The sequence below is a fragment of the Devosia equisanguinis genome (genome assembly GCF_900631955.1).
GTDB classification, from domain to species: Bacteria; Pseudomonadota; Alphaproteobacteria; order Rhizobiales; family Devosiaceae; genus Devosia; species Devosia equisanguinis.
Genome location: NZ_UZWD01000028.1, coordinates 137,651 through 160,203, shown reverse-complemented (window position 1 = coordinate 160,203; position 22,553 = coordinate 137,651). Strand labels below are relative to the sequence as shown.

Below are 22,553 nucleotides of genomic sequence, written 5' to 3'. Positions count from 1 at the left end.
GGCCGGAGCGGCGGACCGAGGTGGTGACGCTGGCGGGCGGGGGCGAGCAGCGCAATGGGCGCTGGCAGCATTCGCGGCGGCGCTACAATGCCGGTTATGGCGTCAAGTCGCGGGCCGACATGGCGGCGGTGCTGGCGTTTTTCGAGGAAAGGCGCGGGCGGCTGCATGGCTTTTTGTGGCGCGATGGGCTCGATCACTCCTCGGGCGGCGCCATGCCCCAAGCCACCGACCAGGTGCTCGATACGGGCGATGGAGAGCGGACGCAGTTTCAGCTCACCAAGCGCTATGGCGCGGATTTCGATCCCTATCTGAGGCCGATCAGCAAGCCGGTTTCCGGCTCGGTGAAGGTGGCGCTGGATGGGGTGGAGCAGGCGAGCGGCTGGACGGTGGATGCGACCACAGGTTTGGTCAGCTTTGCCGTGGCGCCGGGGGCGGGCGTGGTGGTGACGGCGGGATTCCTGTTCGACGTGCCGGTGCGCTTCGACACCGATCGGCTCGATATCGAGACGCATAGTTTTGATGGCGCCGAGGCGCCCAACATTCCGCTGGTGGAGATTTTGCCATGAGAGCGATCGATCCCGACCTGGCTGTGCATTTGGCGCAGAGCGAGACGACGCTGGCCAAATGCTGGCGGGTGATCCGCAGCGATGGCGTGGTGCTGGGCTTTACCGACCACGACCGGGGTCTGGTGGTGGAGGGGACCGCTTGCTCTCCCATGCATGGGCTGGATGGCAGCGAAATGCCGGCGCGGCTGGGGGCGCAGGTGGACACGGGCGAAGTGCTGGGCGTACTCGACAGCGCCGCCATTGCCGAGGACGACATTCTGCTCGGCCGCTATGACGGCGCCAAGGTGGAAAGCTGGGTGGTGAACTGGAGCGCGCCCGAGCAACGGCTTTTGTTGCGGGTGGACACGATCGGCGAGATCGTGCGCGAGGATGGGGTTTTCCGGGCGGAACTGCGTTCGCCGCAACAAGGGCTGAACCTGACGCGCGGACGGATCTATCAGGCACTGTGTGATGCAGTTGTGGGAGATGGACGCTGTGGCGTCGATCTCGAAAATCCGGCCTTTCGCGGCAGTGCGACCGTGGTGCGGGTGGATGATCCCTTCCGTATCGTGGTCAGTGGGCTAGAGGGGTCTGCCAAGGGCTGGTTCGGTTTTGGCGTGGGGCTGTGGGACGATGGTAGGCGGGTGGGGCTCGCCGATGCGGTGCTGACCCAGCAGAAAACGCCTGAGGGCGATGTGCTGGGTTTTGCGGCCAAGGTGGGCGAGTGGGTGGCCGTGGGCGACCGGCTGACGCTGACGGCCGGCTGCGACCGGCGCTTTGCCACCTGCGGGAGCAAATTTGCCAATAGCGCCAATTTCCGCGGCTTTCCGCATATTCCGGGCAATGACTATGTGCTGCGCCATCCGCGCGCTGGCGATGCGCTGGACGGACGGGCGGTGGTGCGGTGAACGGCGACAGCGTGGTCGCGGCGGCGCGGCTGTGGCTGGGAACGCCCTATAGGCATCGGGCGTCGACGCTCGGGGCCGGCTGCGATTGCCTGGGGCTGCTACGCGGCGTGTGGCGGAGCCTTTATGGCGAGGAGCCGATGGCTGTGCCGCCCTATCGCGCCGATATGCGCGACCCCGCCCATGCCGGCGCGTTGCGGGCGGCTGCGAAACGCTTTCTGCGGCCGGCCGAAGGGCCGTTGGCGGCGGGGCAGGTGGTGCTGTTCACCCTCGGTGGCATGGCCCACGCCAAGCATTGCGGGATCCTGGTGGCGGCCGACCGGTTCATCCATGCGCAGGAAAAGCTGGGCGTGGTGGAAGCGAATTTGACCGACGCCTGGGCGCGGCGGGTGAGCGGACGGTTCGGGTTTCCGTGAGTTTCGCGGTGGCGTTTGGTGATCCACTGAAGGACCCCCTCCCTCATTCCCAGGCCATTCGAGCGTAGCTCAAATGGCCTTCTCACCTAAAATCGCTCCACTGGAGCGATTTTGCCTCCGGCACGGTTCGAAGCACCTCATCCGTCTCTCGCTGGGCGCGATCCGGCTTCTCCCGCGCGACGAGAAGGGCAGCCGGTATGTACCCCGATAATCTGCAAGGAACAAAAACATGGCGACTTTGGCGTTGTCGGTGGCGGGGCAGTTTGCCGGGGCGCTGGTGGGCGGGCCGTTCGGAGCGACCATCGGGCGGGCGCTGGGAGCGCTGGCGGGGAGTGTCGTCGATAGCTGGCTGTTCGGCGAGAAGGCCGAGGCGCCGGTCTTCGATGTGCGCCTGGGCGCCTCGGCCGAGGGCGGGGCCATCCCGAGGCTCTATGGCTGGGGACGGCTGGGCGGCAATATTATATGGGCGCGTGAACTGGAACGGCTGGGCGGCGAGCAGGCCGGCGCCAAGGGGCTGATGCCGGAGGCGGACGACGAGGAAATCGGCGCCAGCTTCGCCATCGGTTTCTGCGAAGGCCCGGTGGCGCGACTGGGACGCATATGGGCCGATGGGCAATTGCTGGATACGCGCGGGCTGACGCTGCGCTTTTATCACGGCGACGCGGCGCAGCTGCCCGATGGGTTGATCGAGGCGACGCAGGGCGTGGGTCAGGCGCCGGCCTATCGCGGGCTCTGTTATCTGGTGGTCGAGAACCTGCCGCTGTCGCGGTTCGGCAATCGCATCCCGCAGATTTCGGCGGAGCTGTGCCGGGTGGTGGGCGAGCTGGAGCCGGCGATATCAGCGGTGACGGTCATCCCGGGGGCGACGGAGTTCGGCTATGACCCGGTGCCGCGCGTCCGCATGGTCGGGCGAGGCGCCGGAGTGAGCGAGAACGCGCATCTCCTCGCCGGCGTCAGCAATTGGAGCTGGTCGATCGACGAGCTGCAGGCGCTTTGCCCCAATCTCGAACATGTGGCGCTGGTGGTGACCTGGTTCGGCGACGACCTGCGCTGCGGTGAATGCAAGGTGACGCCGCGCGTCGAAGCTGCCGGGCGCAGTATCGAGGGGACGGAGTGGAGCGTTGCCGGGCTGGGGCGCAGCGATGTGCCGGTGGTCTCGCAGCACAATGGCGGGCCGGCCTATGGCGGCACGCCGTCGGATGACAGCGTATTGGCGGCAATATCAGACCTCAAGGCGCGGGGGCTCAAGGTCACCCTCTATCCGCTGATGATGATGGACGTGCCGGCCGGCAATGGGCTGCCCGATCCCTATGGCGGGGGCGAGCAGGCCAACTATCCCTGGCGTGGTCGCATGACCTGTTTTCCGGCCGCTGGCATCGAGGGCTCGCCCGATGGGACGGGTATGGCCGCGGCGCAGGTGGCCGCCTTCGTGCCCGGATATCGCGACATGGTGCTGCATTATGCCGGCCTCGCAAGCGCGGCCGGTGGTGTCGAAGCGCTGCTGATCGGCTCGGAAATGCGCGGCCTGACCACGGTGCGCGGCGCCGGCAACAGCTTTCCGTTTGTCGAGGCGCTGGTAACGCTGGCGGCCGATGTCAGGGCGATTGTGGGACCAGGAGTGAAGCTCAGCTATGCGGCGGACTGGAGCGAATATTCCGGGCATCAGCCGGATGGGCAGAAGTTCTTTCATCTCGATCCGCTGTGGGCTTCGCAGGACATCGATGCGGTGGGGATCGATTGCTACATGCCGCTGAGCGACTGGCGCGATGGGGAGAGCCATCGCGACCGCGCAATCTCAGCCAATGGCTATGAACTCGATTATCTCGGCGGCAATATTGCGGGGGGCGAGGGGTTCGACTGGTATTATGCCAGCGACGCGGACCGACTGGCGCAGCGGCGAACGCCGATCACAGATGGGCTCCATGGCGAAGACTGGGTCTGGCGCTACAAGGATATCGCCGCCTTTTGGGGCAATGCGCATTACAACCGCCCCGGCGGGGTGCGCGACAGCGTGCCGACCGCATGGGTGCCGGGCTCCAAGCCGATCTGGCTGACCGAACTGGGCTGCGGAGCGGTCGACAAGGGTGCGAACCAGCCCAATATTTTCGGCGACGACAAGAGCGCCGAGGGCGGTCGGCCGTATTTTTCGAGCGGCCAGTCGGACGCCTTGATCCAACGACAATTCCTGCGGGCGCACTTCCGGCACTGGGCCGATGCGACGAAAAATCCGCCTGGAATGGTGGATGCGGGGCGGATTTTTGCCTGGACCTGGGACGCGCGGCCCTATCCGGCCTTTCCTGCGCAGGACGATGTGTGGGCCGATGGACCCAACCATCGCACCGGCCATTGGCTGACCGGACGGCTTGGGGCGCTGGCCTCGGACGAACTGGTCGGGGCTGTGGCCAGTGAACATGGCTGCACGCTCGAAGCGGTGCCGGCGGCGCCGCTGGTGACGGGGCTATTGCTGGAAGGGCCGAGCACAGCGCGCGAAGCCGTCGAGCCAGTGCTGGAGATCGCCGGATTGCGGCTCAAGGCCGAAGGCGCGGCGCTGGTAGCTCAGGCACAAGGAGGCACTGGCGCTGCATTGGACCGGGACGAACTGGCGGAGATCGATGCGCCGGTGGTGTCGCGCCGGCGTGGTGCGGCAACCGAGCGGGCGAGCCGGCTGGGATTGGGTTTCCTCGACCGCAGCCGCGACTATCTCGCTGCCAGTGCCACGGCCATTCGCCCGGGAACGGGGCCGCTCGAAACGCGGCGCCTGCCCATGGTGCTGGATGATGGCGCAGCGCGGCAGGCGGCCGAACGGCTTCTCGATGCCAAGGCGGGTGAGGATGACCGTCTGGAACTGGCACTGCCGCCCAACCGGCTGGATCTGGAGGTCGGGGATCGGATTGGTGTGGTTGGACTGGCCGAGGGGCCGTTCGAAATCGTCGAAATCCGCGACGGTTTGGCGCGACGACTAACGGCGCGGGCCGTTTCGGCCGCCGACGCCAAGGCCGCGGGTGGGGGACGCGCCATGACGGCACCGGCGCTGCCGCCGGCTGCGGTGTCGCCGCATGTGGTCTTGGCGCATCTGCCGCTGCCGGCGGGGGAGGGCGCAGGGAGCCGGATGGTGATCGGCGCCTATGCTGATCCCTGGCCAGGCATGGTGCGGATCGAAGATGCCGCGAGTGGCGGTCGCGTGTTGGCACTGGCCCAGCCGGCGGCGCTTGGCGAAGTCATGTCGCCCTTGGCGCCGGGACCGGTGCACGTGTGGGACCGAGGCAATGCGCTCGAGATCGAGCTTTATCGTGGGCACCTCGCCGATGTGGACGAGCAGGCACTGTTTTCCGGGGCCAATCGCCTTGCGGTGGAGACCGATAGCGGGGACTGGGAAGTTATCGGCTTTGCCGAGGCGACGCTGGTGGCACCGGGGCGCTATCGGCTGACCGGCCTGCTGCGGGGACTGGATGGGACGGAAGCCGCGATGGCGCCGGCGTCTGCTGGTCGCTCGGTGGTGGTGCTGGATGGACGCGTCGGGACAATGGCGGTCGATCCGCAATGGATCGGCGATGGCCGGGCGCTGCGCTGCTTTGCCGGCGGTACCGACTTGGTCGGACAGGAACTCGCTGTGGCCTTCGGCACCACAGCGGTTTTGCCGCCGTCGCCAGTGCATCTGCGTGTCCGGAGGTCCGAGAGCGGGGCCATCACCATCGGCTGGATCAGGCGCAGCCGCGCTGATACCGGCAATTGGGGGCTGGCGGAGCCGCCCCTCGACACAGGCACCGAGGCCTATCGGGTGAGCATTCGCTCCGGCGGCAGCATCGTTCGGACGATGACGACGCTCGTGGCGGAGGCCGTTTATGAGCTGGCCGCGCAAGTCACGGATTTCGGTGGGGCGGCCACTGATTTTGGGATCGAGGTGGCGCAGGTGAGCCCGGCTTTCGGTCCGGGGCCGGCACTAACGGGAGGGTTTGCGGATGAGTGGACGGTTTGAGGCCTGCCTGGCTGAGGTGCTGCGGCATGAGGGTGGCTATGTCGATCACCCTTCCGACCCCGGCGGGGCTACCAATATGGGAATTACCCGCAAGACGCTGGCGCGCTGGCGACATGTGTCGCCGTGGTGGACCTTACCCAAAACTGCGGTGCAGGGGCTGAGCCGAGAGGAAGCGGCGCGCATCTATCGGGCGCGTTACTGGAATGCCTGCAAGGCCGGTGAGATGCCCGGCGGCATCGACCTGGCGCTGTTTGACTACGCGGTCAATTCCGGCCCGGACCGGGCTATCCGCACGCTGCAGGCCATTCTCAATGTTGCCGCTGACGGGCAGGTGGGGCCGCTGACCATTACTGCCGCCAGCAAGGCCAATGCGCGAACAGTCGTCCACGCCCTCTGCGACCGACGTCTGGGCTTTCTACGCGGGCTGTCGAATTTCTCCGTCTTCGGCACCGGCTGGACGCGCCGTGTGGCTGCGATCCGCAAGGCGGCGCTGGCCATGGCGCCGATAAATCCTATCGTTCAAACAGGGAAACACACCATGGATATCCTGTCAGGATACAAGACCTATATTGTGGCTGCCTTCATGTTGCTGGCGGGGCTGGCGCAACTGCTGGGCATCGACCTGCCAGCGCTGGACGGCGGTGGGGCGGGCAATCTGATGCTCGAAGCGCTGGCGATCATCTTCCTCCGCCGCGGCCTCAAGGGCGATATCGGTAAAGCCTGAGCCTTGCGGTGGGGCAGGGCGTGTATGATATTGGTGCCTGGAAGGGGTGCCAGCATGACGCAAAGGGTATTCTCTGTTTCAGCCGAGTGGGATGAAAAGGCGAAAGTCTACTACTCGTTAAGCGATATTGTCGGTCTCCATATCGAGGCCGCGACGCTTGACGAGTTTGAAGACCTATTGATGGACGTGGCGCCAGGCCTGATCGTGACGAACCACATGTCTGCCGCAGCGCTGGCCTCGGGAAAGCCGGAAGATTACATCCCGGCCATTGTCTGGCGGCGTCCTCAGCACCGTGCGGCCTAGATGGTCGATGGCTATTACACCATCGTGATCAGGGAAATTCGATCTTTGGGCTTCCGCTATCTTTCCAACGCCAAGGGATCGCATGAAAAGTGGGGCAATGACGCGGGGCGGTGTTGGTCGTCCCTCGCAACATGTTCAGCCGCCACACTGCAAATGCCATTCTTAAGGATGCCAAGAGTGTGCTGAAGCTGTGAGTCTGCCTCATTCATGTCCCATTCAGCAAGGGGACGATAGTTTGTCCATCATGACACAGAACGCCCCCAAACCCACCGCCATCGTCACTATCGCTCTGGCGCTCGCGCTTGCTTTCGCGGGTACCACTGGCGCTTCCGCGCAGGCCTGTCTCGACCGCTACCAGATCCAGGAAGCGGTCGCCTCGGGCCAGATCCAGTCACTCGATGCCGTGCTGGCATCGAACGGGGTCGACGGCCGGGCCGAAATCCTCAACGTCCAGGTCTGCGACCAGGGCGGCAGGCTCGTCTATATTATCGGCGTATTGAATCCGGATGGGACTGCACAGAATCTGACTTTGGGTGCACAATAAGGCATAAGTGGTGGGGGTATCACATGCGCGTTCTGGTTGTTGAAGACGATACGAACCTTAATCGTCAGCTCAAGGATGCCTTGACCGAGGCGGGTTATGCCGTCGACGTGGCGTTCGATGGCGAAGAAGGACATTTTCTCGGCGATACCGAGCCATATGACGCGGTCATCCTCGATATCGGCCTGCCTCGGATGGACGGTCTGTCGGTTCTCGAAGAATGGCGCCGGGCTGGCAAGACGACGCCGGTGCTGCTGCTGACGGCCCGCGATCGCTGGAGCGACAAGGTGCAAGGCATCGATTCCGGCGCCGACGACTATGTCGCCAAGCCCTTCCATATGGAGGAAGTGCTGGCCCGTGTCCGCGCACTGGTGCGCCGCGCTGCCGGTCACGCCAGCAACGAGATCGTTGCCGGCTCGGTGCGGCTCGATGCGCGCTCCGGCAAGGTGACTGTGGATGGCCTGTCCGTGAAGCTGACCAGCCACGAATTGCGCCTGTTGAGCTATCTCATGCACCACAAGGGCAAGGTGATTTCGCGCACTGAATTGACCGAACATCTTTACGATCAGGATTTCGACCGCGACAGCAACACCATCGAAGTGTTTGTCGGCCGGCTGCGCAAGAAGTTGCCGGAAGACTGCATCCAGACGGTACGTGGCCTCGGTTATCAGATCGTCGGGGATTAAAGCTTTGACAGTGGCCCGCCTGCGGTACGGCCCAAGAATCCATTATGCTGCGTAAGGGCTCCATCGCCGCTTCGTTGTTCTGGCTTTCGGCCGGATGGCTGGTGCTTGGGTTGGTCGCGACCGGCTTCCTCCTGACCGACCTCTATTCGCGCGCGCTCGATACCTCGCTGACCCAGACACTGGATTTTCATGTCGAAAGCCTGGCCGGCGAATTGCTGGAGGCAGGCGATCCGCGCGACGAGTCCATCGTGCTGGCAGATCCGCGCTTCGAGCGTCCGCGTTCGGGGTGGTATTGGGTAATCCGGGACGGCAATGGCGCGGTGGTCAATCTCTCCGCGTCCATGGTCGGCATCGACTTGCCGCAAATCCCGGTGGCAGATCGCGATGCTTCTGGGCGCGCCACGGCCATGCTGCAGGATGCATTCGGCACGCAGATGCGCGTGGTCGAACGCACCGTGACGCTCGCCCCGAACAGCTACACCATTTCCGTTTCCGGCAATTTCACCGAAATCCTGGAACTCGTCGACGATTTCCGCGGCCAGGCCTTCATCGTTCTGGGCGCCGTCGGTATCATGCTGGCCGGCATGAGCGCGATCGTTGCCCGCTTCGCCATGCGGCCGATTTCGCGGCTCAGCAGGGCCATCGAGGCGGTGCGAGAGGGTGACAGCGCCGAAGTGTCGGGGAGCTATCCCACCGAAATCGCGCCCTTGGCCGAAGAGGTCAACGAACTCCTGCGCTCCAATCAGCAGATCATCGAGCGGGCGCGCAGCCAGGTGGGCAATCTGGCCCATGGCCTCAAGACGCCGATCGCCGTGCTGCGCAATGAGGCCTTCGCCCGCAAGGGCGCATTGGCCGACATCGTGCAGACCGAGATCGAAAAGATGAGCAACATGGTCTCGACCTATCTCGAGCGGGCGCGTCTGGCCGCGCGTACCTCGGTGGTGGGCAAAAAGGCCGATGCCACCATGATCATGCTGCGCCTGACGCGGGTGATGCGCAAAATCCATCCCAATGTCACCATTGCCTTCCAGCGCCCTGATGCGTCGCTGCCCTGGTTCCGGGGCGACGAAGCCGACCTGGAAGAGATGGCCGGTAATCTGCTCGACAATGCCTGCAAGTGGTCCAAAGGCCAGGTTGGCGTGCGTCTCAGTAGCGAACGCGGCGACAAGGGCACGTTTCTTTTGATTCGGATTGACGACAATGGACCGGGCCTCAGCGAGGAAGATGCGGTCAAAGTGTTGCGCCGCGGCGTCAGGCTGGACGAGAAAACACCCGGAACCGGGCTAGGGCTGGATATCGTCAAGGAACTGGTCGATGTCTATGGCGGCAGTCTCGACTTCAAGCGCTCGGCGCTGGGCGGGCTGCTGGTGGAGCTTCGCCTGCCGACCGCGCGACTGGGCGGCCTGGTCCGCCAGCCTCAGGGCTGACGCACTTTTGCCGTATTGCGCCAACAAGAACCGAATGACCGTGTAGAAGGCCATATTGATGAATCGCTTCGTTACTGTTGCTATCCCCGCCCTTGCTTTGTTGCTCGCCGGTTGCGCCAGCTCCGGCCCGACGCGCGTGGCGCAGGCCCCGGTGGTCAGCCAGCCGGCCGTCGTGGCCCAGCCGCTGGTCCCCACCACGGCCCAGACCGTGCAGCAGGCGCGCCTCACCACCAGCATCGCCAACGGTTTCGTCGATCCCGCCGCGCTCAATCTGATGACGGCTAAGGATTCCAGCGAAGCCAACAGCGCCCAGTTCTACGCGCTGCAGTTCGGTCGTCCCGGCGCCCCGCGCCAATGGGCCGGCGACAAGGGCACGACCGGCTCGGTGGCTGTTGGCCCCTATGTCCGCGTCAACAATCTTGACTGCCGCGATTTCACGCACTCCGTGAAGATCAGCGGCGCCGACTATGTGCGCAAGGGAACCGCCTGCCGCGAGCAGAACGGCAACTGGAACGTGGTGCAGGGCGCGGCCTGATCCGCGCCGCTCTGCATCGATCGCGAATAAACATTGTTTACCTGCACACGTTAGGGTCGATGGGTAATCACCCTTTCGTTGTGCGTAGATGAGCCAGCCAGCCCCTATATCTTCTGTCGCTGCACCGGCTTCCGCCCGGACCGCGAGCCGTAATGCCGGTGCCGCGATCCGGCCTTTTGCCGGCCTTATAGATCCCATCCTGGTGGACGAGCCGGTCTTGTTCACCTTTCCCGGTTCGCTGGGGCGGGACGCAGCCATGGCTGCCTGGACCTGGGCGGTGCGCGACACCAGCGGCGACCTGGTCTCGCTGGACGGCGTGTTCAATGGCGCACTTACCGGCGCCGATTTCGAGCCCGTAGCCACCGAGGTTGCCCTGCGCATGCGCGCGGGGCTGGAACAGGCTGGCAAGGACCCCGATGCCGCCCGCCGCCTCAAGGCGCAGATGGCACGCGACGACCATCGCGAACTCCTGGTCACGGCCATTTCGGCGTTGCGGCACCGCAGCCTGCTCGCCAAGGCGCAGGCCTTCGGCAAGGCCACCAATGCTATTACCGACGATGCCGCGCTGCAGACGGCTTTGCAGTCCATGCCGCTCAAGGACCCGCAACTGGCTGCCTTGCTGTTCCAGGCGGCAGTCGGCAAGGTTGCCAATCCCGCCCGTCTCATCACGGCTGTGATCAAGCTCGCCGGCGGCGCGACCGATGCGGCCATCGGCCGGGCTGGTTTCTCCCCAATGATCGACGCCTATCTGGCGCATGCGCAAAACCAGCTGCACAATCTGCAGCTGCTGGGGCCCTTTGCTGATTTCGACCTGGTATGCCGCAGCCTCGATCGCTTCCATCGTCTGGTCCGGGCGCTGACCGGCTATATCGAATTCAGCCGTGGCAGCCGGGCTACCCAGGTGTTGTCGGCGTTGACAAAGCATGTGTCGGATCGTGTCGAGCCGCGCCTCAAGGAAGTCGCGGTCGATGTGAACCAGGCATTGCGGCGGCCACGCGAAGGCGCCGACCGGCTGGACGATGACCGGCTGCTGGCCGCGGTCAATGGCGTCTATCTTCTGTCCGCCGTGCGCGACTCTCGCGATTCCCTTGCCCTCAATGCCGTGTTCGACCAGGCCTGGAGCCAGACCGGTCAGGCGCTGGAAATGCATGCCCAGCGCATTATCGAGCATTTGCGCCAGGCGCCGGGCGATGCGCTCGGTGGCGCGCGCATGGATGCGACCATCAAGATGGCCGAAATCCGCTTCAATGCCGACTATGCCGAAACGCTGCGCCGGGCGCGCCTTGCCGCCGAGCGCCGGAGCTAGGCGGGCAGCGTCTCGGTCAATGGCACCACTCGCGCTGTCACGGCCCGCCCCTGATCGCGCAGAGTGAGCAGGCCGCCGGACTGCGAGGCTGCTGCCGAAACCAGCGCCAATGGTCCGCCGGGGCCGGTGCGCAGGACGGTTCCGATAGCCTCGAGTGGGCTCTTCGCGTCAGAACTGCGATAGAGCAGGGCGCCGATTGCGACCGCCCGGCTCTCTTCCAGCGCCAGTCGCACCACAATCCCATCCCCGCCAAATCGCCCGACGAGATAGTCGGGCACGCCCATCGCCTGCACGGGCGCTGCGCTATCCATGTCCTCGTTGGCAGCGGCCGACGTCAACGGCACCAGCGCAACACGCTCCTGCGCCACGATTCCTGCTGAAGCGGGCGGAACCAGGCCAAGCGATACGCCGGCCGAAACCTCGGCGATGGTCAGCGGTTGCGATGCCTCTGACAGGGCCGGCAGGCTCGGTGTCTTCGCCCGACGGAACAGATGCCACCACGCCTTGGGCTCGACGCCAGGCCGCTGCAACAGTCCGGTATGGTCGAGATAGGCTATTTGCTCTGTTTCGGTGGGTAAGGCGAAGGGCAGATCGTCATCCGGTGTCTCGTGCAGCGCGTCGATCACCGGATCATCGATCACCTGGCGCTTTCGACCAAGCAGCAGGTCCACCGCGTCCGCGCCGCTCTGGATGCAGCCGCGACGGGTCAGGAAGCCAGCGGCGCTGCCGGCAAGTGCGATCCCATCAAGCGGGCCGACCGGTTCGAGCCGGTGGTGCGCGCCGTTCCACTGGCTGGTCCCGCCGGCCACGTGCCAAAGCGTCAGGTCGGGTTGCCAGCCGCCATTGACGATCAGCCGTTCGGTGATGGCGGTCTGTTCTGGCTCGACGCCGAAGCGCACGTCTACGGCGCCGCCGTCACCAGACACGACGACTTGCTGCGGTCGTGTGCCGGGAAACTGGCGAATGCCATAGGCCTTGGTGAAGGCGATGAAGCGAGAATTGGGCTGGCTGCGGCTGTCGAAGATGCGATCGACCGAGATGCCCGCATCGCTGGCCAGCTTCGCCAGCCAATAGGCGGCGTTGCCGGCAGTGGCTATGATGGCCGACCCTCCGGGCCAGACGCCGTAGCGGGCAGCCAGTTCATAGGCGTCGAGGGCGCCGATCACCCCCGGCAGACGATTGCCGGCAAAGATCGGGAGGCGCTCCAGCGATCCCGTCGCGACAATGATGTGCCTCGTGTCGATATCGGTGACACGGCCCTGAGCGGTCCCGCCATCCACCACTACCTGATGCAGTCGGGCCTTGCCGGGGCGCAGAGCAAAAACCTGGCTGCACGTCAAGACCGATATCGCGGGCTGGGCGGCGATGTCGGCGGCGAGTCGGCTCATGCTGGCATCGGGGCTATCCTCGCCCTCCTGCGTACCGAAAATGCCCGAATGCCCTCCCAGAACCGGACTGGCTTCGACCAGCGTCACGGACAATCCCGCACGGGCGCCGGCCAGCGCCGCAGCCATCCCGGCGACGCCGCCGCCGATGACCAGGAGGTCCGTTGCTGCGGCGGGCACACCGCTGACATCGCGCCATGGCTGGTCGAGGGCGTGCGGGTCCTCAAGCCCGAGGCCAAGCGTTCGTCCGGGTTGGAACAGTCGTGCCAGCAGGCCCGCCCGGCGTGCTCCGCCGACCGTGACCAGGTCGGCGCCAGTAAGCGCCGGCGTGCGGTCCATGGGTAGTGCACGCTGGCCGTCTCGCGCCAGCGCAGCATAGGCAATGGGCGGATGGCAATGCGGGCCCAGGCCCAACAATTGCTCGTGATGACTGCCCAGCGTGTCTATGCCGGCGGCGAGAACCGCGCTGAGCACAGTGTCGCCGACAAAACCGCTGATCTGGCGACCATCGAGCTGAAAGGTCAGGGGACGACTTCTGTCGATGGCGCGGCCGGCAAGCAATTTTGCGCTGTCCGGCGACAGGCGCGCGCTTTGGTGCCTCATGGCCTGGCCTCGCTGAGAGGCGGCGCGAATTCGGCGACACGCCGATCGTTGGCGTCGCGATTGACGAGACGCGCACCGAACCACGCGGCCTCCGCTGGACTGGCAGCGCCTGCGAGCCAACGCGCCAGCGCCGGAGCAAGGAAAGCTCCGGCCATGCCCAGCCCCGCCACGATATCGGCGCCTTGCCCTGCGGCGCGACCGACAAGGGGGCCTCCATCGATGGAGACCAGCCGCTGATAGCCGGTCTGACCGGCCTGCTCCACCTGCCGATCGCGCCCAAGCAGCGCCTGAAGGCGTCCCGAAAACACTGCCAGATCTTCGGAACCCAAGGCGGCAATGCCCCCCTCTGCCTGTTGCTTCAACACAGTGCCGGAGCCGATCTGCACCATGGCCGGCGCGGCCAGAGGCTTGGTGGGCGTGGTGAGGATGGTCGCCCCGGCCTGTCGTCGCAACAGCATTGGCCAGTGCTGCAACGGGAGCCAGGCGATGATAGCCGTATCATCGGCCAGCACGGCCTGATGTGCCACCAATTCCCCCGCCGATGTCGCCACCACCGCGCTGCCGTCGAGCCCGATTCTGAGGCCCGAAATTTCGGGTCGCTCGACGCCGATTTCGGCAAGCCACGTATCGAGCGCCGGTTCGAGAACCGGGCGGTTGAGGCGAATGGCGTCGCGGAACAGCAGCCCCTCGCGTCCCTGCCCGAGCAGCGATGGGGCGACCTTCTCCACCGCCACACCAAACCCGGCAGCCATCTGCCCGCAATGGGCCAGAGCCTCGCGGTCGGCCGCGTTATCGGCAAAAAAGATCGGATCGATATGGCGCAGCGCCCCGCGCCCCGCGATGCGGGTGATCAGCCTGGCGGTCTCGTCGCTGCTCGGACGCAGCAGAGCCCAGCTTTCAGGGCGTGTCAGCGGCGCCACAGACAGATCGAGGCTGCGCGGCAGGCGGTAGGTGGCCTGGCTCTCGCCTACGAAGATGACGCGCCGGCCATGCAACTGCGCCAGAAGTCCCGCCACGAGGCGCGCCAGCGGCGTCGATCCGGCCACGAGGAAGTCGGCTGGTGCGTCGCTCATGTGGCAAAAATGTCTGCGACGATGCGACCCTGTGGCAATGCGTCCATGACCCCCAACGCGGTTTTGATGGCTTTTCGCCGCATTCCCACTATAGAAAACACAACGTTGAGACGCGAACCAAACAAGCGTTTGGGGCCCATGATTTTCTGGTCGATTGCCATTGCAGTAACCGCCATTGCCTGCGCTGTCATGTTCTATGCGGCTGCGGGGCGAACGGTCAACGCAGCCGGTCCGGAATTGACCGATGCCAATGCTCACTTTCGTCAATTGCTGGCCGGCATCGATGCCGACCTTGCCGCAGGCAAGCTCGGCGAAGCCGAGGCGATTGCTGCCAAGGGCGAGTTGGCGCGCGAATTGCTGCGGGTCAAGGCCGATGGCGGCATCAATCAACCCAAGGGTGAAGTCGGCCGCGGGGTGATCGGCATCGGCGTGGCGCTGGTGGCGGTGATCGCGCTCGGACTCTATAGCGTGCTCGGCCATCCTGACCTGCCGACCCAGCCCCTGGCGGGGCGACCGGAGGCGGTGGCGCAGAACATCGACCTCGAGACGGCCGTGTCGCAGATCGAAGCCGCGCTGGCGCGCAATCCCGAGGATTTACGCGGCTGGACGGTGATCGCCCCCGCTTATGTCGAGATCGGCCGTTTCGCCGACGCGGTCAATGCCTATCGCCGCATTCTGGCGCTGTCGCCACCCAATGCCGAGGTGCAGACCAACCTCGCCGAGGCCTTGCTGCTCGAAGCAGGCGGCGATGGTTCCAACGAAGCCATGGACCTGCTGCGCGCCGCGGCGGCCAGCGATCCCAATCACATCCGCTCGCGCCTTTATGTCGCCGCCGAGCTCATGCGCACCGGCGACTACGCGCAGGCGGCGCAATGGTGGCAACAGGCCCTGGCGCTGTCCAAGGGCGACGAACCCTGGTTGGCAGCGGCGCAGCGGGGCCTGTCCGTCGCGGAAAATAACGGCGTCGATGTCGCTGCCCAGCAGCAGTCGGAAATGATCCAGCAGATGGTTTCGGGCCTGTCGCAGCGGCTGATGAGCGAGGGCGGCACCGTCGCGGAATGGACGCAGCTGCTCCGCTCCTATCTCGTGCTCGGCGATCAGCAGCAGGCGCAGGCGGCCTATGACGCCGCCGTGAAGGCCTATCCGGCTGCCTTTGATCGTGGTGAATTGGACACTCTGGCGCTCAGCGCCGGCCTCACACTGAACGGAGACGCGCAATGACCATGCCCGCTGCTGCCCGTCGCAAGGGCATGACCCGCAAGCAGAAGCGTTTGGCCGTTATTGCCGGCCTTGCCGTGGTGATCGCCATTGCCGCGGCGCTGGTGCTAACCGCCCTGCGCGACCAGATCGTCTTCTTCTATTCGCCCAGCGACGTCATCACCCGCGGCGTCGAGCCCGGCCATCCCATTCGCCTCGGCGGACTGGTGAAGGATGGCAGCTGGGTCCGCAACGGGCAGGACAATGTCTTTGTCGTCACCGATGGCGGCGCCGAAATCGAGGCCAGCTATACCGGTATCCTGCCCGACCTGTTCCGCGAAGGGCAGGGCGTGGTGGCCGAAGGCAGCATGGGCGATGACGGCAAGTTCGTCGCCACCAATGTGCTGGCCAAGCACGATGAGAACTATATTCCCAAGGAAGTCGTCGATGCGCTCAAGGCGCAGGGCGAGTGGCGTCCGGAGGGCGGCGCGCAGTGAGTATCGAGCTCGGCCATTTCGCCTTTGTGCTGGCATTCGCCATCTCCGTGGTCTCCGCGCTGGCGGGACTGACGCTGTGGCGGCGGGGCGACCGGTTGGCAATGGCGCTGAGCCAGGCCTCGGTCCTGCAGTTCATCCTCATTGCCGCGGCCTTCGCGGCGCTGGTGCAGGCCTTCGTTGTCTCCGATTTCTCGGTGGCACTGGTCGTCAACAACTCTCATTCGCTCAAGCCGCTGATCTTCAAGATCTCCGGCGTTTGGGGCAATCACGAGGGCTCCATGCTCTTGTGGATCCTCATCCTTGTGCTGTTCGGCGCGTTGGTGGCCGTTTTCGCGCGGCGCCTGCCGTCCGATCTCACCAGCCTCGTCCTCGGCACGCAGAGCCTCCTGGTCGCGGCCTTTTCCGGCTTTACCCTCTTCACATCCAATCCCTTCGCCCGCATCGCCGTGCCGCCGCTGGAAGGCAATGATCTCAATCCGATCCTTCAGGATATCGGTCTCGCCATCCATCCGCCGCTGCTCTATGCGGGCTATGTCGGGTTCTCCATCTGCTTTTCCTTCGCTATCGCGGCGCTGATCTCGGGCCGCATCGACCAGGCCTGGGCGCGCTGGGTGCGGCCCTGGACCATGCTGAGCTGGATCTTCCTGACCCTAGGCATCGCCATGGGCTCCTACTGGGCCTATTACGAACTCGGCTGGGGCGGCTGGTGGTTCTGGGACCCGGTGGAGAATGCCAGCTTCATGCCCTGGCTGGCCGGCACTGCGCTGCTGCATTCGGCTTTGGTGATGGAAAAGCGCAATGCGCTCAAGGTCTGGACGGTGTTCCTCTCCATCATCACCTTCTCGCTGTCGCTGCTCGGTACATTCCTCGTCCGCTCGGGCATCCTCACATCGGTGCATACCTTTGCCAGTGACCCGACGCGCGGGCTGGTGATCCTCTCCATCCTGGCGGTTCTGATCGGCAGCGCCTTCCTGCTCTTTGCCATCCGCTCGCCGGCTTTGCGGCAGGGGGGGCTCTTTGCCCCGATCAGCCGCGAAGGCGCGTTGATCCTCAACAATCTCTTCCTCGCCACGGCCGTCGGCGCAGTGCTGGTCGGCACGCTCTATCCGCTGGTGCTCGATGCCCTGACCGGCACTTCGATTTCGGTCGGCGCGCCCTTCTTCGATTTCACCTTCGGGGCGCTGATGGCGCCGCTCCTGCTGGTGTTGCCATTCGGGCCGCTGCTGCCCTGGAAGCGCGGCGACATGGTCGCGGCCGGACAGCGCCTGGTGGGGGTTGCCGCACTGGCTATTTTCCTCACCATTCTCATTTCAGCGCTAGGCGGGGTGTCGATCTCGCTGGTGCCGCTAGGGCTGCTTCTGGGCTTCTGGGTCAGCTTCGGCTCCATCGCCGAAGTGCTGGAACGCGGCCGCGTCGGGCGCATTCCGGTCAGCGAGAGCGTGCGGCGCCTCGTGGGACTGCCGCGCTCGATCTGGTCGACAGCCATAGGCCATCTTGGGCTGGGGCTGACCGTGCTCGGTGTGGTCTCGGTGACGGCCTGGGAGACGGAACTGGTGACCACGCTCAATCCCGGCGAGACTGCCGAGCTCAGCGGCTACACCATCCACTTCGACAGCTTCGAGCAAGTGCCGGGCCCGAACTACATGGCCGATACCGGCATTTTCACCGTCACCGATGCCGGCGGCGGAACAGCCCGGCTCGAAGCGGAACGGCGCATCTACGCCGCCAGCGGCATGCCCACTACCGAAGCGGCCATTCAGACCTACGGTCTCTCCCAGCTTTACCTGCAACTGGGTGAGCCATTGGCCGACACCCATGTGATCCGCGTCTGGCACAAGCCCTATATCCTGCTCATCTGGCTCGGGGCGTTGGTCATGGCGGGTGCGGGTGTGCTTTCGCTCACTGACCGCCGCCTGCGCATCGGTGCGCCTAACAAGGCCGCCAGGCCCAGCCTCAAGGCTGCCGAATGATCTGGCGCGCGCTTGTTCTCTGCCTGATGCTGGCGCTGCCTAGCGCTGCCCTCGCCGTCAGCCCGGACGAGGTCTTGGCCGATCCCGTCCTCGAGTCCAGGGCCCGCGACATATCCTCCGGGCTGCGATGCCTCGTCTGCCAGAACCAGTCCATCGACGACAGCGATGCCGACCTGGCGCGTGACCTGCGTCTGCTTGTGCGCGAGCGCCTTGTGGCCGGCGACAGCAATGATGAAGTCGAGCAATATCTCGTCGATCGCTATGGCGAATTCGTGCTGCTCAATCCGCGCGTCAATTCCCATACATTGCTGCTTTGGATCGCCACGCCCGGACTGCTATTGGCCGGGTTGATCGCCATTTTCGTCGCCTCCCGACGCCGGAAGACTTCCGATCCCGCACCCGCCCTCACGCCGCAGGAACAGGCCGCCCTCGACGCGCTCAATCGCGACGAGGATTAACTGTCTTGTCGTTCACACTGTCGTCATGGGACCGGTGGGCAATGGCGATTGTGATGGAATGCCGAGCCGACCTTGTTGCGCGCAAAGAAAGCATTTGCGTCAGGTATTGGGGCGTCCCGCTGGCATTGCCACGAAATGTCCAGAGCTATTTTGCGGCGTCGATCGCGCGCGAATTGCCGCAATCCTGCCCGCTAGATTGCCAAAGCTTAATGTTGGCGCAACTTCACAGAAAGGCGGGACGTTCCATATCTAGGTCCATAAGCTGTTGAGAGCTTAACGAAGGAGATTCGTTACCATGCGTTCGACTATTCTCTCGCGCACCCGTCGTTGGCTGGGGGCTTCTGCCCTGGCCCTGCTGGTCGGCGTCGGTGGCGTTTCCACCGCATTCGTCCTCAACGGACAGGTCGCCAATGCGCAGGTGCAGAATGCCGCGCAGATCGTCGTGCCGCAGACGTCCGTGCAGCAGGGCTTTGCCGATCTGGTCGATGCGGTGAAGCCGGCTGTTGTGTCCATCCTGGTTGAGGCCGAGGCGCCCGGTCGCGCGGTTCAGCGCGGTGGCCCGAACTTCAACTTTGATTTCAATTTCCCTGATCTGCCCAAGGATCACCCCTTCCGTGACTTCTTCGACCAGTTCGGTGGTCCCGGCGGCCCTGGCGGACCTGGTGGTCCCGGCGGCGAACCCGCGCCGCGCCGTTTCATGGCAGCAGGCTCCGGCTTCATCATTTCCGCCGATGGCTATGTCGTGACCAACAATCACGTTGTGCAGGACGCAACCAAGGTAACGGTAGTGTTCGAGGACGGCAGCGAGCAGGTGGCCGAGATTGTCGGTACCGACCAGCGCACCGACCTTGCCGTGCTCAAGATCAAGGGCGAAGACCTGCCCTTCGTGACCTTCGAGCAGAAGGCCAGCCGCGTGGGTGACTGGGTCGTGGCAGTCGGTAATCCCTTTGGCCTCGGCGGCACCGTGACAGTGGGCGTCATCTCCGGTTCGGGCCGCAATATCGGCGGTTCCAGCTATGGCGACTTCCTGCAGATCGATGCGGCCGTCAACACCGGCAATTCGGGTGGTCCGGCCTTCAACACCAATGGTGAAGTGGTCGGCGTCAACACCGCCATCTATTCGCCCAATGGCGGCAATGTCGGTATCGCTTTCGCTATCCCCGCCCATACCGTTCAGCAGATCGTCGATCAACTGATCCAGGATGGCTCGGTGACTCGCGGCTATCTCGGCGTGTCCATCCAGGACGTGACCAAAGACATTGCCGACAGCGTCGGCTTGCCCAATGCCCGCGGCGCCATCGTGCGTGAGCCCACCGCTGACGGCCCGGCAGGTACCGCCGGCGTCAAGTCTGGCGATATCATCACCAAGGTCGATGGCGACCAGATCGATGATGCGCTCGACCTGAGCCGCACCATTGCCGGCAAGGCCCCGGACTCCACCGTCGAGCTGACCATCTGGCGCGACGGGGCCGAGACCACGGTTTCGGTGAAGCTGACCCAGCTCAAGGAAGCCGCTCCGGAAGAGCCGCAGGCCCCGACCCCTCCTGAAGCAATCCCTGAAGCCACCACCAGCCTGGGCATCACCGTGGTTCCCAATGGTGACGGCACGGGCGGCCTGCTGATCCAGGATGTCGAGGCCAACAGTGCGGCGAGCGATCGCGGTCTGAGCGTCGGCGATGTGATCCTGGAAGTCGACAACGCCGCCGTGCAGTCGTCGGCCGACTTCACCAAGGCCATCGATGCGGTCAAGGCCAAGGGCCTCAACACCGCACTGCTGAAGGTTGCGCGTAACGGCGAAGCCCGGTTCATCGGCCTGCCGATCACCGAGTAACCTATTGGGCCTCGGGGCATTGCCCCGGGGTCCTTCTCTGCGCTGGGGGCCGAATTGAAAATTCTCTTGATCGAAGACGACCGGGAAGCCGCCAGCTATCTGATCCAGGCGCTGGACGAAGCCGGTCACGTCACACACCATGCTGCCGACGGCGAGACTGGCTATGCCATGGCCTCGGGCATGGATTACGACGTGCTGATCGTCGATCGCATGCTGCCCCGTCGTGACGGTCTCTCCATCGTCGAATCGTTGCGCGCCGAAGGCGATGCAACCCCGGTGCTCATCCTGTCTGCGCTGGGCGAGGTCGATGATCGCGTAACCGGCCTCAGGGCAGGGGGCGACGACTATCTCACCAAACCCTATGCCTTTACTGAACTCTTGGCGCGCGTCGAGGTGCTGGCGCGCCGCTCCAGTCCGGCCGAAGGCGCCACCAGCTATTCTGTGGGCGATCTCAGCCTCGATCGCTTGAGCCGCAAGGTCGAGCGTGCCGGTGAGGCCATCCTGTTGCAGCCGCGCGAATTTCGCCTGCTCGAATATCTGATGAAGCATGCCGGCAAGGTGGTGACCCGCACCATGCTGCTCGAAAATGTCTGGGACTATCACTTCGATCCGCAGACCAATGTCATCGACGTGCACATGTCGCGCCTGCGCTCCAAGATCGACAAGGGCCATGCCAGCCCGCTGCTGCATACCGTGCGCGGTGCCGGCTATATGATCCGGGACTAGGCCGTGAGTCGCTTTGCGCAGGTCTGGCGCACCTCCACCGTCAGGCTGACTGCCACCTTCATTGCCATCTTCGTGCTCTTCGCCATCCTGCTGATGGGCTTTATCGGCTGGCAGTCGAGCGTGCAGATCCAGCGCCAGCAGGCCGACGATATCGACCGCGAAGTGCGCCTGTTCCAGCGCATCGAAGCCAATCAGGGCATTCGCGCCTTGGCGCTGGCGGTCAATCGCGTGTCGAGCCAGCCGGGGCCAGGCGTCTATTTCCTTGGCGACGCCTCGGGGCAATATCTGCTTGGCAATATGGTGGCCGTACCAGCTGAAGTGCTGATCGAACCGGGCGTCTATAGTTTTGACTATGAGCGGCCTGATCCGCTCAATGCCGAGGCCACGCTGCCGCCGGGGCCCGAGGGTGGACCGCGCCGGGCCGGTGTGGCCGTGGTGCGTTCGGTAGAGCTGGGCAATGGCATGCGCCTCGTCGTGGGGCGCGATGTTGTGGAGCGTCGTGGCTATTCGGCCATCATTTTGCAGAGCTTCCTCGTGGGCGTGGTTGGGATCATCGTCTTTTCGATCATTGCCGGCGGGGTAACGGCGCGACGGGTGCTTCGCCGCATCGACGCCATTCGCGACACGTCCACCAAGATCATGTCCGGTAATCTCTCCGAGCGCATTCCCCTGACCAAGCGCAATGACGAATTCGATGGCCTGGCCACCAACCTCAACGCCATGCTCGACCGCATCGAGAAGCTGTTGCAGGGTCTCAAGGAGGTTACCGACAATGTCGCGCATGATCTCAAGACCCCACTGACGCGGCTGCGCAACCAGGCCGAGGCGGCTTTGCGCGACACGGCCAGCGAGGATGTGCGCGAGCGGGCGCTGGAAACGGTGATCGCGGAAAGCGACAGGCTGATCCAGACCTTCAATGCGCTGTTGATGATCGCCCGCGCCGAGGCAGGCGCGCCCTCCGGCGCCTTGGTCGATATCGATGTCAGTGCCATCGTCTCCGACATGGCAGAGCTTTATGCACCGGTGGCTGAGGATGAGGGCATCGCTATCACCACCTCAATCGAGCCTGAGGTGATGCTTAAGGCCAATCGCGAGCTTATCGGCCAGGCCATGGTCAACCTGCTCGAAAACGCCATGAAATATGCCAAGCCCGAAGCAGGGGGACAGGGGCGCGTCGACGTTTCGCTCAGCCGCGACGCCAATCAGGTGCGCATCGCCGTGGCCGACAACGGGCCTGGTATTCCGGCAGCAGACCGTCAGCGAGTGCTCGAGCGTTTTGTGCGGCTGGAAAAGAGCCGCTCCGAACCGGGCTCGGGCCTCGGCCTGTCGCTGGTCAATGCCGTGGCGCGCCTTCATGGCGGGCGGTTCGTTATCGAGGACAACGCGCCCGGTGTCCGCGCCGTGCTGGAATTGCCGCTGGTCTGACTCTAGCTCTCCGCACTGCCTTGC

General features: G+C 64.8%; 20 protein-coding genes. 18 read left to right on the top strand and 2 right to left on the bottom strand.

Annotation, left to right across the window (positions count from 1 at the left end):
* The 11 genes from DEVEQU_RS11870 to DEVEQU_RS11820 form a co-directional block, all read left to right on the top strand.
* A partial coding sequence (locus tag DEVEQU_RS11870) for a DUF2460 domain-containing protein (RefSeq protein ID WP_126150795.1) occupies positions 1-566 on the top strand: 566 nt, incomplete at its 5' end.
* Positions 563-1,453, top strand: a complete 891-nt coding sequence (locus tag DEVEQU_RS11865; RefSeq protein ID WP_126150794.1) for a DUF2163 domain-containing protein — start codon at positions 563-565, stop codon at positions 1,451-1,453. The genes DEVEQU_RS11870 and DEVEQU_RS11865, both read left to right, overlap by 4 nt.
* Positions 1,450-1,866 carry an NlpC/P60 family protein gene (locus DEVEQU_RS11860; RefSeq protein ID WP_126150793.1) on the top strand — a complete coding sequence of 139 codons (417 nt, stop codon included), beginning with the start codon at positions 1,450-1,452 and terminating at the stop codon, positions 1,864-1,866. The genes DEVEQU_RS11865 and DEVEQU_RS11860 overlap by 4 nt, the downstream gene beginning before the upstream one ends.
* Positions 1,867-2,095: 229 nt before the next feature.
* Positions 2,096-5,842, top strand: a complete 3,747-nt coding sequence (locus tag DEVEQU_RS11855; RefSeq protein WP_126150792.1) for a baseplate multidomain protein megatron — start codon at positions 2,096-2,098, stop codon at positions 5,840-5,842.
* Positions 5,826-6,566, top strand: coding sequence for a glycoside hydrolase family 108 protein (locus DEVEQU_RS11850; RefSeq protein WP_126150791.1), 741 nt, complete (start codon positions 5,826-5,828; stop codon positions 6,564-6,566). The genes DEVEQU_RS11855 and DEVEQU_RS11850 overlap by 17 nt, the downstream gene beginning before the upstream one ends.
* 54 nt (positions 6,567-6,620) lie before the next feature.
* The gene (locus DEVEQU_RS11845) at positions 6,621-6,869 is read left to right on the top strand and encodes a DUF1902 domain-containing protein (protein ID WP_164550369.1); all 249 of its coding nucleotides are present in this window, start codon (positions 6,621-6,623) and stop codon (positions 6,867-6,869) included.
* 235 nt (positions 6,870-7,104) lie between these two features.
* Positions 7,105-7,413 (top strand): hypothetical protein, encoded by a 309-nt coding sequence (locus DEVEQU_RS11840; RefSeq protein ID WP_126150789.1) that lies wholly within the window; start codon positions 7,105-7,107, stop codon positions 7,411-7,413.
* A 23-nt stretch (positions 7,414-7,436) separates the two neighbouring features.
* Entirely contained in the window at positions 7,437-8,096 is a 660-nt protein-coding gene (locus DEVEQU_RS11835; RefSeq protein ID WP_126150788.1) for a response regulator transcription factor, read from the top strand.
* Positions 8,097-8,140: 44 nt separating this feature from the next.
* Positions 8,141-9,523 (top strand): ATP-binding protein, encoded by a 1,383-nt coding sequence (locus DEVEQU_RS11830; RefSeq protein WP_126150787.1) that lies wholly within the window; start codon positions 8,141-8,143, stop codon positions 9,521-9,523.
* Positions 9,524-9,581: 58 nt separating this feature from the next.
* Entirely contained in the window at positions 9,582-10,058 is a 477-nt protein-coding gene (locus DEVEQU_RS11825; RefSeq protein WP_126150786.1) for an RT0821/Lpp0805 family surface protein, read from the top strand.
* 88 nt (positions 10,059-10,146) lie between these two features.
* Positions 10,147-11,364: a hypothetical protein gene (locus DEVEQU_RS11820; protein ID WP_126150785.1), complete on the top strand. Its 1,218-nt coding sequence runs from the start codon at positions 10,147-10,149 to the stop codon at positions 11,362-11,364.
* On the opposite strand, the gene DEVEQU_RS11815 is transcribed toward DEVEQU_RS11820, so the two are convergent.
* On the bottom strand, positions 11,361-13,352 hold the full coding sequence (locus tag DEVEQU_RS11815) for an FAD-dependent oxidoreductase (RefSeq protein ID WP_126150784.1): 1,992 nt from the start codon (positions 13,350-13,352) through the stop codon (positions 11,361-11,363). The two genes, DEVEQU_RS11820 and DEVEQU_RS11815, sit on opposite strands and share 4 nt — an antisense overlap.
* Positions 13,349-14,425, bottom strand: coding sequence for an FAD-binding oxidoreductase/lyase (locus tag DEVEQU_RS19910; protein WP_164550368.1), 1,077 nt, complete (start codon positions 14,423-14,425; stop codon positions 13,349-13,351). The genes DEVEQU_RS11815 and DEVEQU_RS19910 overlap by 4 nt, the downstream gene beginning before the upstream one ends.
* Before the next feature lie 138 nt (positions 14,426-14,563).
* Here DEVEQU_RS19910 and ccmI point away from each other — a divergent pair, with 138 nt between their 5' ends.
* The 7 genes from ccmI (at position 14,564) to DEVEQU_RS11775 (ending at position 22,529) form a co-directional block, all read left to right on the top strand.
* Positions 14,564-15,646: a c-type cytochrome biogenesis protein CcmI gene (gene ccmI / locus DEVEQU_RS19905; protein ID WP_164550367.1), complete on the top strand. Its 1,083-nt coding sequence runs from the start codon at positions 14,564-14,566 to the stop codon at positions 15,644-15,646.
* Between the two features lie 29 nt (positions 15,647-15,675).
* The gene (gene ccmE / locus DEVEQU_RS11800) at positions 15,676-16,119 is read left to right on the top strand and encodes a cytochrome c maturation protein CcmE (protein WP_126150803.1); all 444 of its coding nucleotides are present in this window, start codon (positions 15,676-15,678) and stop codon (positions 16,117-16,119) included.
* Positions 16,116-18,089 carry a heme lyase CcmF/NrfE family subunit gene (locus DEVEQU_RS11795; protein ID WP_126150781.1) on the top strand — a complete coding sequence of 658 codons (1,974 nt, stop codon included), beginning with the start codon at positions 16,116-16,118 and terminating at the stop codon, positions 18,087-18,089. Before ccmE ends, DEVEQU_RS11795 begins: the two co-directional genes overlap by 4 nt.
* Positions 18,086-18,547, top strand: a complete 462-nt coding sequence (locus DEVEQU_RS11790) for a cytochrome c-type biogenesis protein (RefSeq protein ID WP_126150780.1) — start codon at positions 18,086-18,088, stop codon at positions 18,545-18,547. Before DEVEQU_RS11795 ends, DEVEQU_RS11790 begins: the two co-directional genes overlap by 4 nt.
* A 295-nt stretch (positions 18,548-18,842) precedes the next feature.
* Positions 18,843-20,378, top strand: coding sequence for a Do family serine endopeptidase (locus tag DEVEQU_RS11785; protein WP_126150779.1), 1,536 nt, complete (start codon positions 18,843-18,845; stop codon positions 20,376-20,378).
* 54 nt (positions 20,379-20,432) lie between these two features.
* Positions 20,433-21,104, top strand: a complete 672-nt coding sequence (locus DEVEQU_RS11780; protein WP_126150778.1) for a response regulator transcription factor — start codon at positions 20,433-20,435, stop codon at positions 21,102-21,104.
* Between the two features lie 3 nt (positions 21,105-21,107).
* Entirely contained in the window at positions 21,108-22,529 is a 1,422-nt protein-coding gene (locus DEVEQU_RS11775) for a sensor histidine kinase (protein ID WP_126150777.1), read from the top strand.
* The last annotated feature ends 24 nt before the right edge of the window (positions 22,530-22,553 follow it).

Coding starts and splice junctions, on each gene's coding strand:
- DEVEQU_RS11865 (WP_126150794.1), top strand. CDS start 563: ATGAGAGCGATCGATCCCGACCTGGCTGTGCATTTGGCGCAGAGCGAG.
- DEVEQU_RS11855 (WP_126150792.1), top strand. CDS start 2,096: ATGGCGACTTTGGCGTTGTCGGTGGCGGGGCAGTTTGCCGGGGCGCTG.
- DEVEQU_RS11850 (WP_126150791.1), top strand. CDS start 5,826: ATGAGTGGACGGTTTGAGGCCTGCCTGGCTGAGGTGCTGCGGCATGAG.
- DEVEQU_RS11845 (WP_164550369.1), top strand. CDS start 6,621: ATGACGCAAAGGGTATTCTCTGTTTCAGCCGAGTGGGATGAAAAGGCG.
- DEVEQU_RS11835 (WP_126150788.1), top strand. CDS start 7,437: ATGCGCGTTCTGGTTGTTGAAGACGATACGAACCTTAATCGTCAGCTC.
- DEVEQU_RS11830 (WP_126150787.1), top strand. CDS start 8,141: ATGCTGCGTAAGGGCTCCATCGCCGCTTCGTTGTTCTGGCTTTCGGCC.
- DEVEQU_RS11825 (WP_126150786.1), top strand. CDS start 9,582: ATGAATCGCTTCGTTACTGTTGCTATCCCCGCCCTTGCTTTGTTGCTC.
- DEVEQU_RS11820 (WP_126150785.1), top strand. CDS start 10,147: ATGAGCCAGCCAGCCCCTATATCTTCTGTCGCTGCACCGGCTTCCGCC.
- DEVEQU_RS11815 (WP_126150784.1), bottom strand. CDS start 13,352: ATGAGGCACCAAAGCGCGCGCCTGTCGCCGGACAGCGCAAAATTGCTT.
- DEVEQU_RS19910 (WP_164550368.1), bottom strand. CDS start 14,425: ATGAGCGACGCACCAGCCGACTTCCTCGTGGCCGGATCGACGCCGCTG.
- ccmI (WP_164550367.1), top strand. CDS start 14,564: ATGATTTTCTGGTCGATTGCCATTGCAGTAACCGCCATTGCCTGCGCT.
- ccmE (WP_126150803.1), top strand. CDS start 15,676: ATGACCCGCAAGCAGAAGCGTTTGGCCGTTATTGCCGGCCTTGCCGTG.
- DEVEQU_RS11790 (WP_126150780.1), top strand. CDS start 18,086: ATGATCTGGCGCGCGCTTGTTCTCTGCCTGATGCTGGCGCTGCCTAGC.
- DEVEQU_RS11785 (WP_126150779.1), top strand. CDS start 18,843: ATGCGTTCGACTATTCTCTCGCGCACCCGTCGTTGGCTGGGGGCTTCT.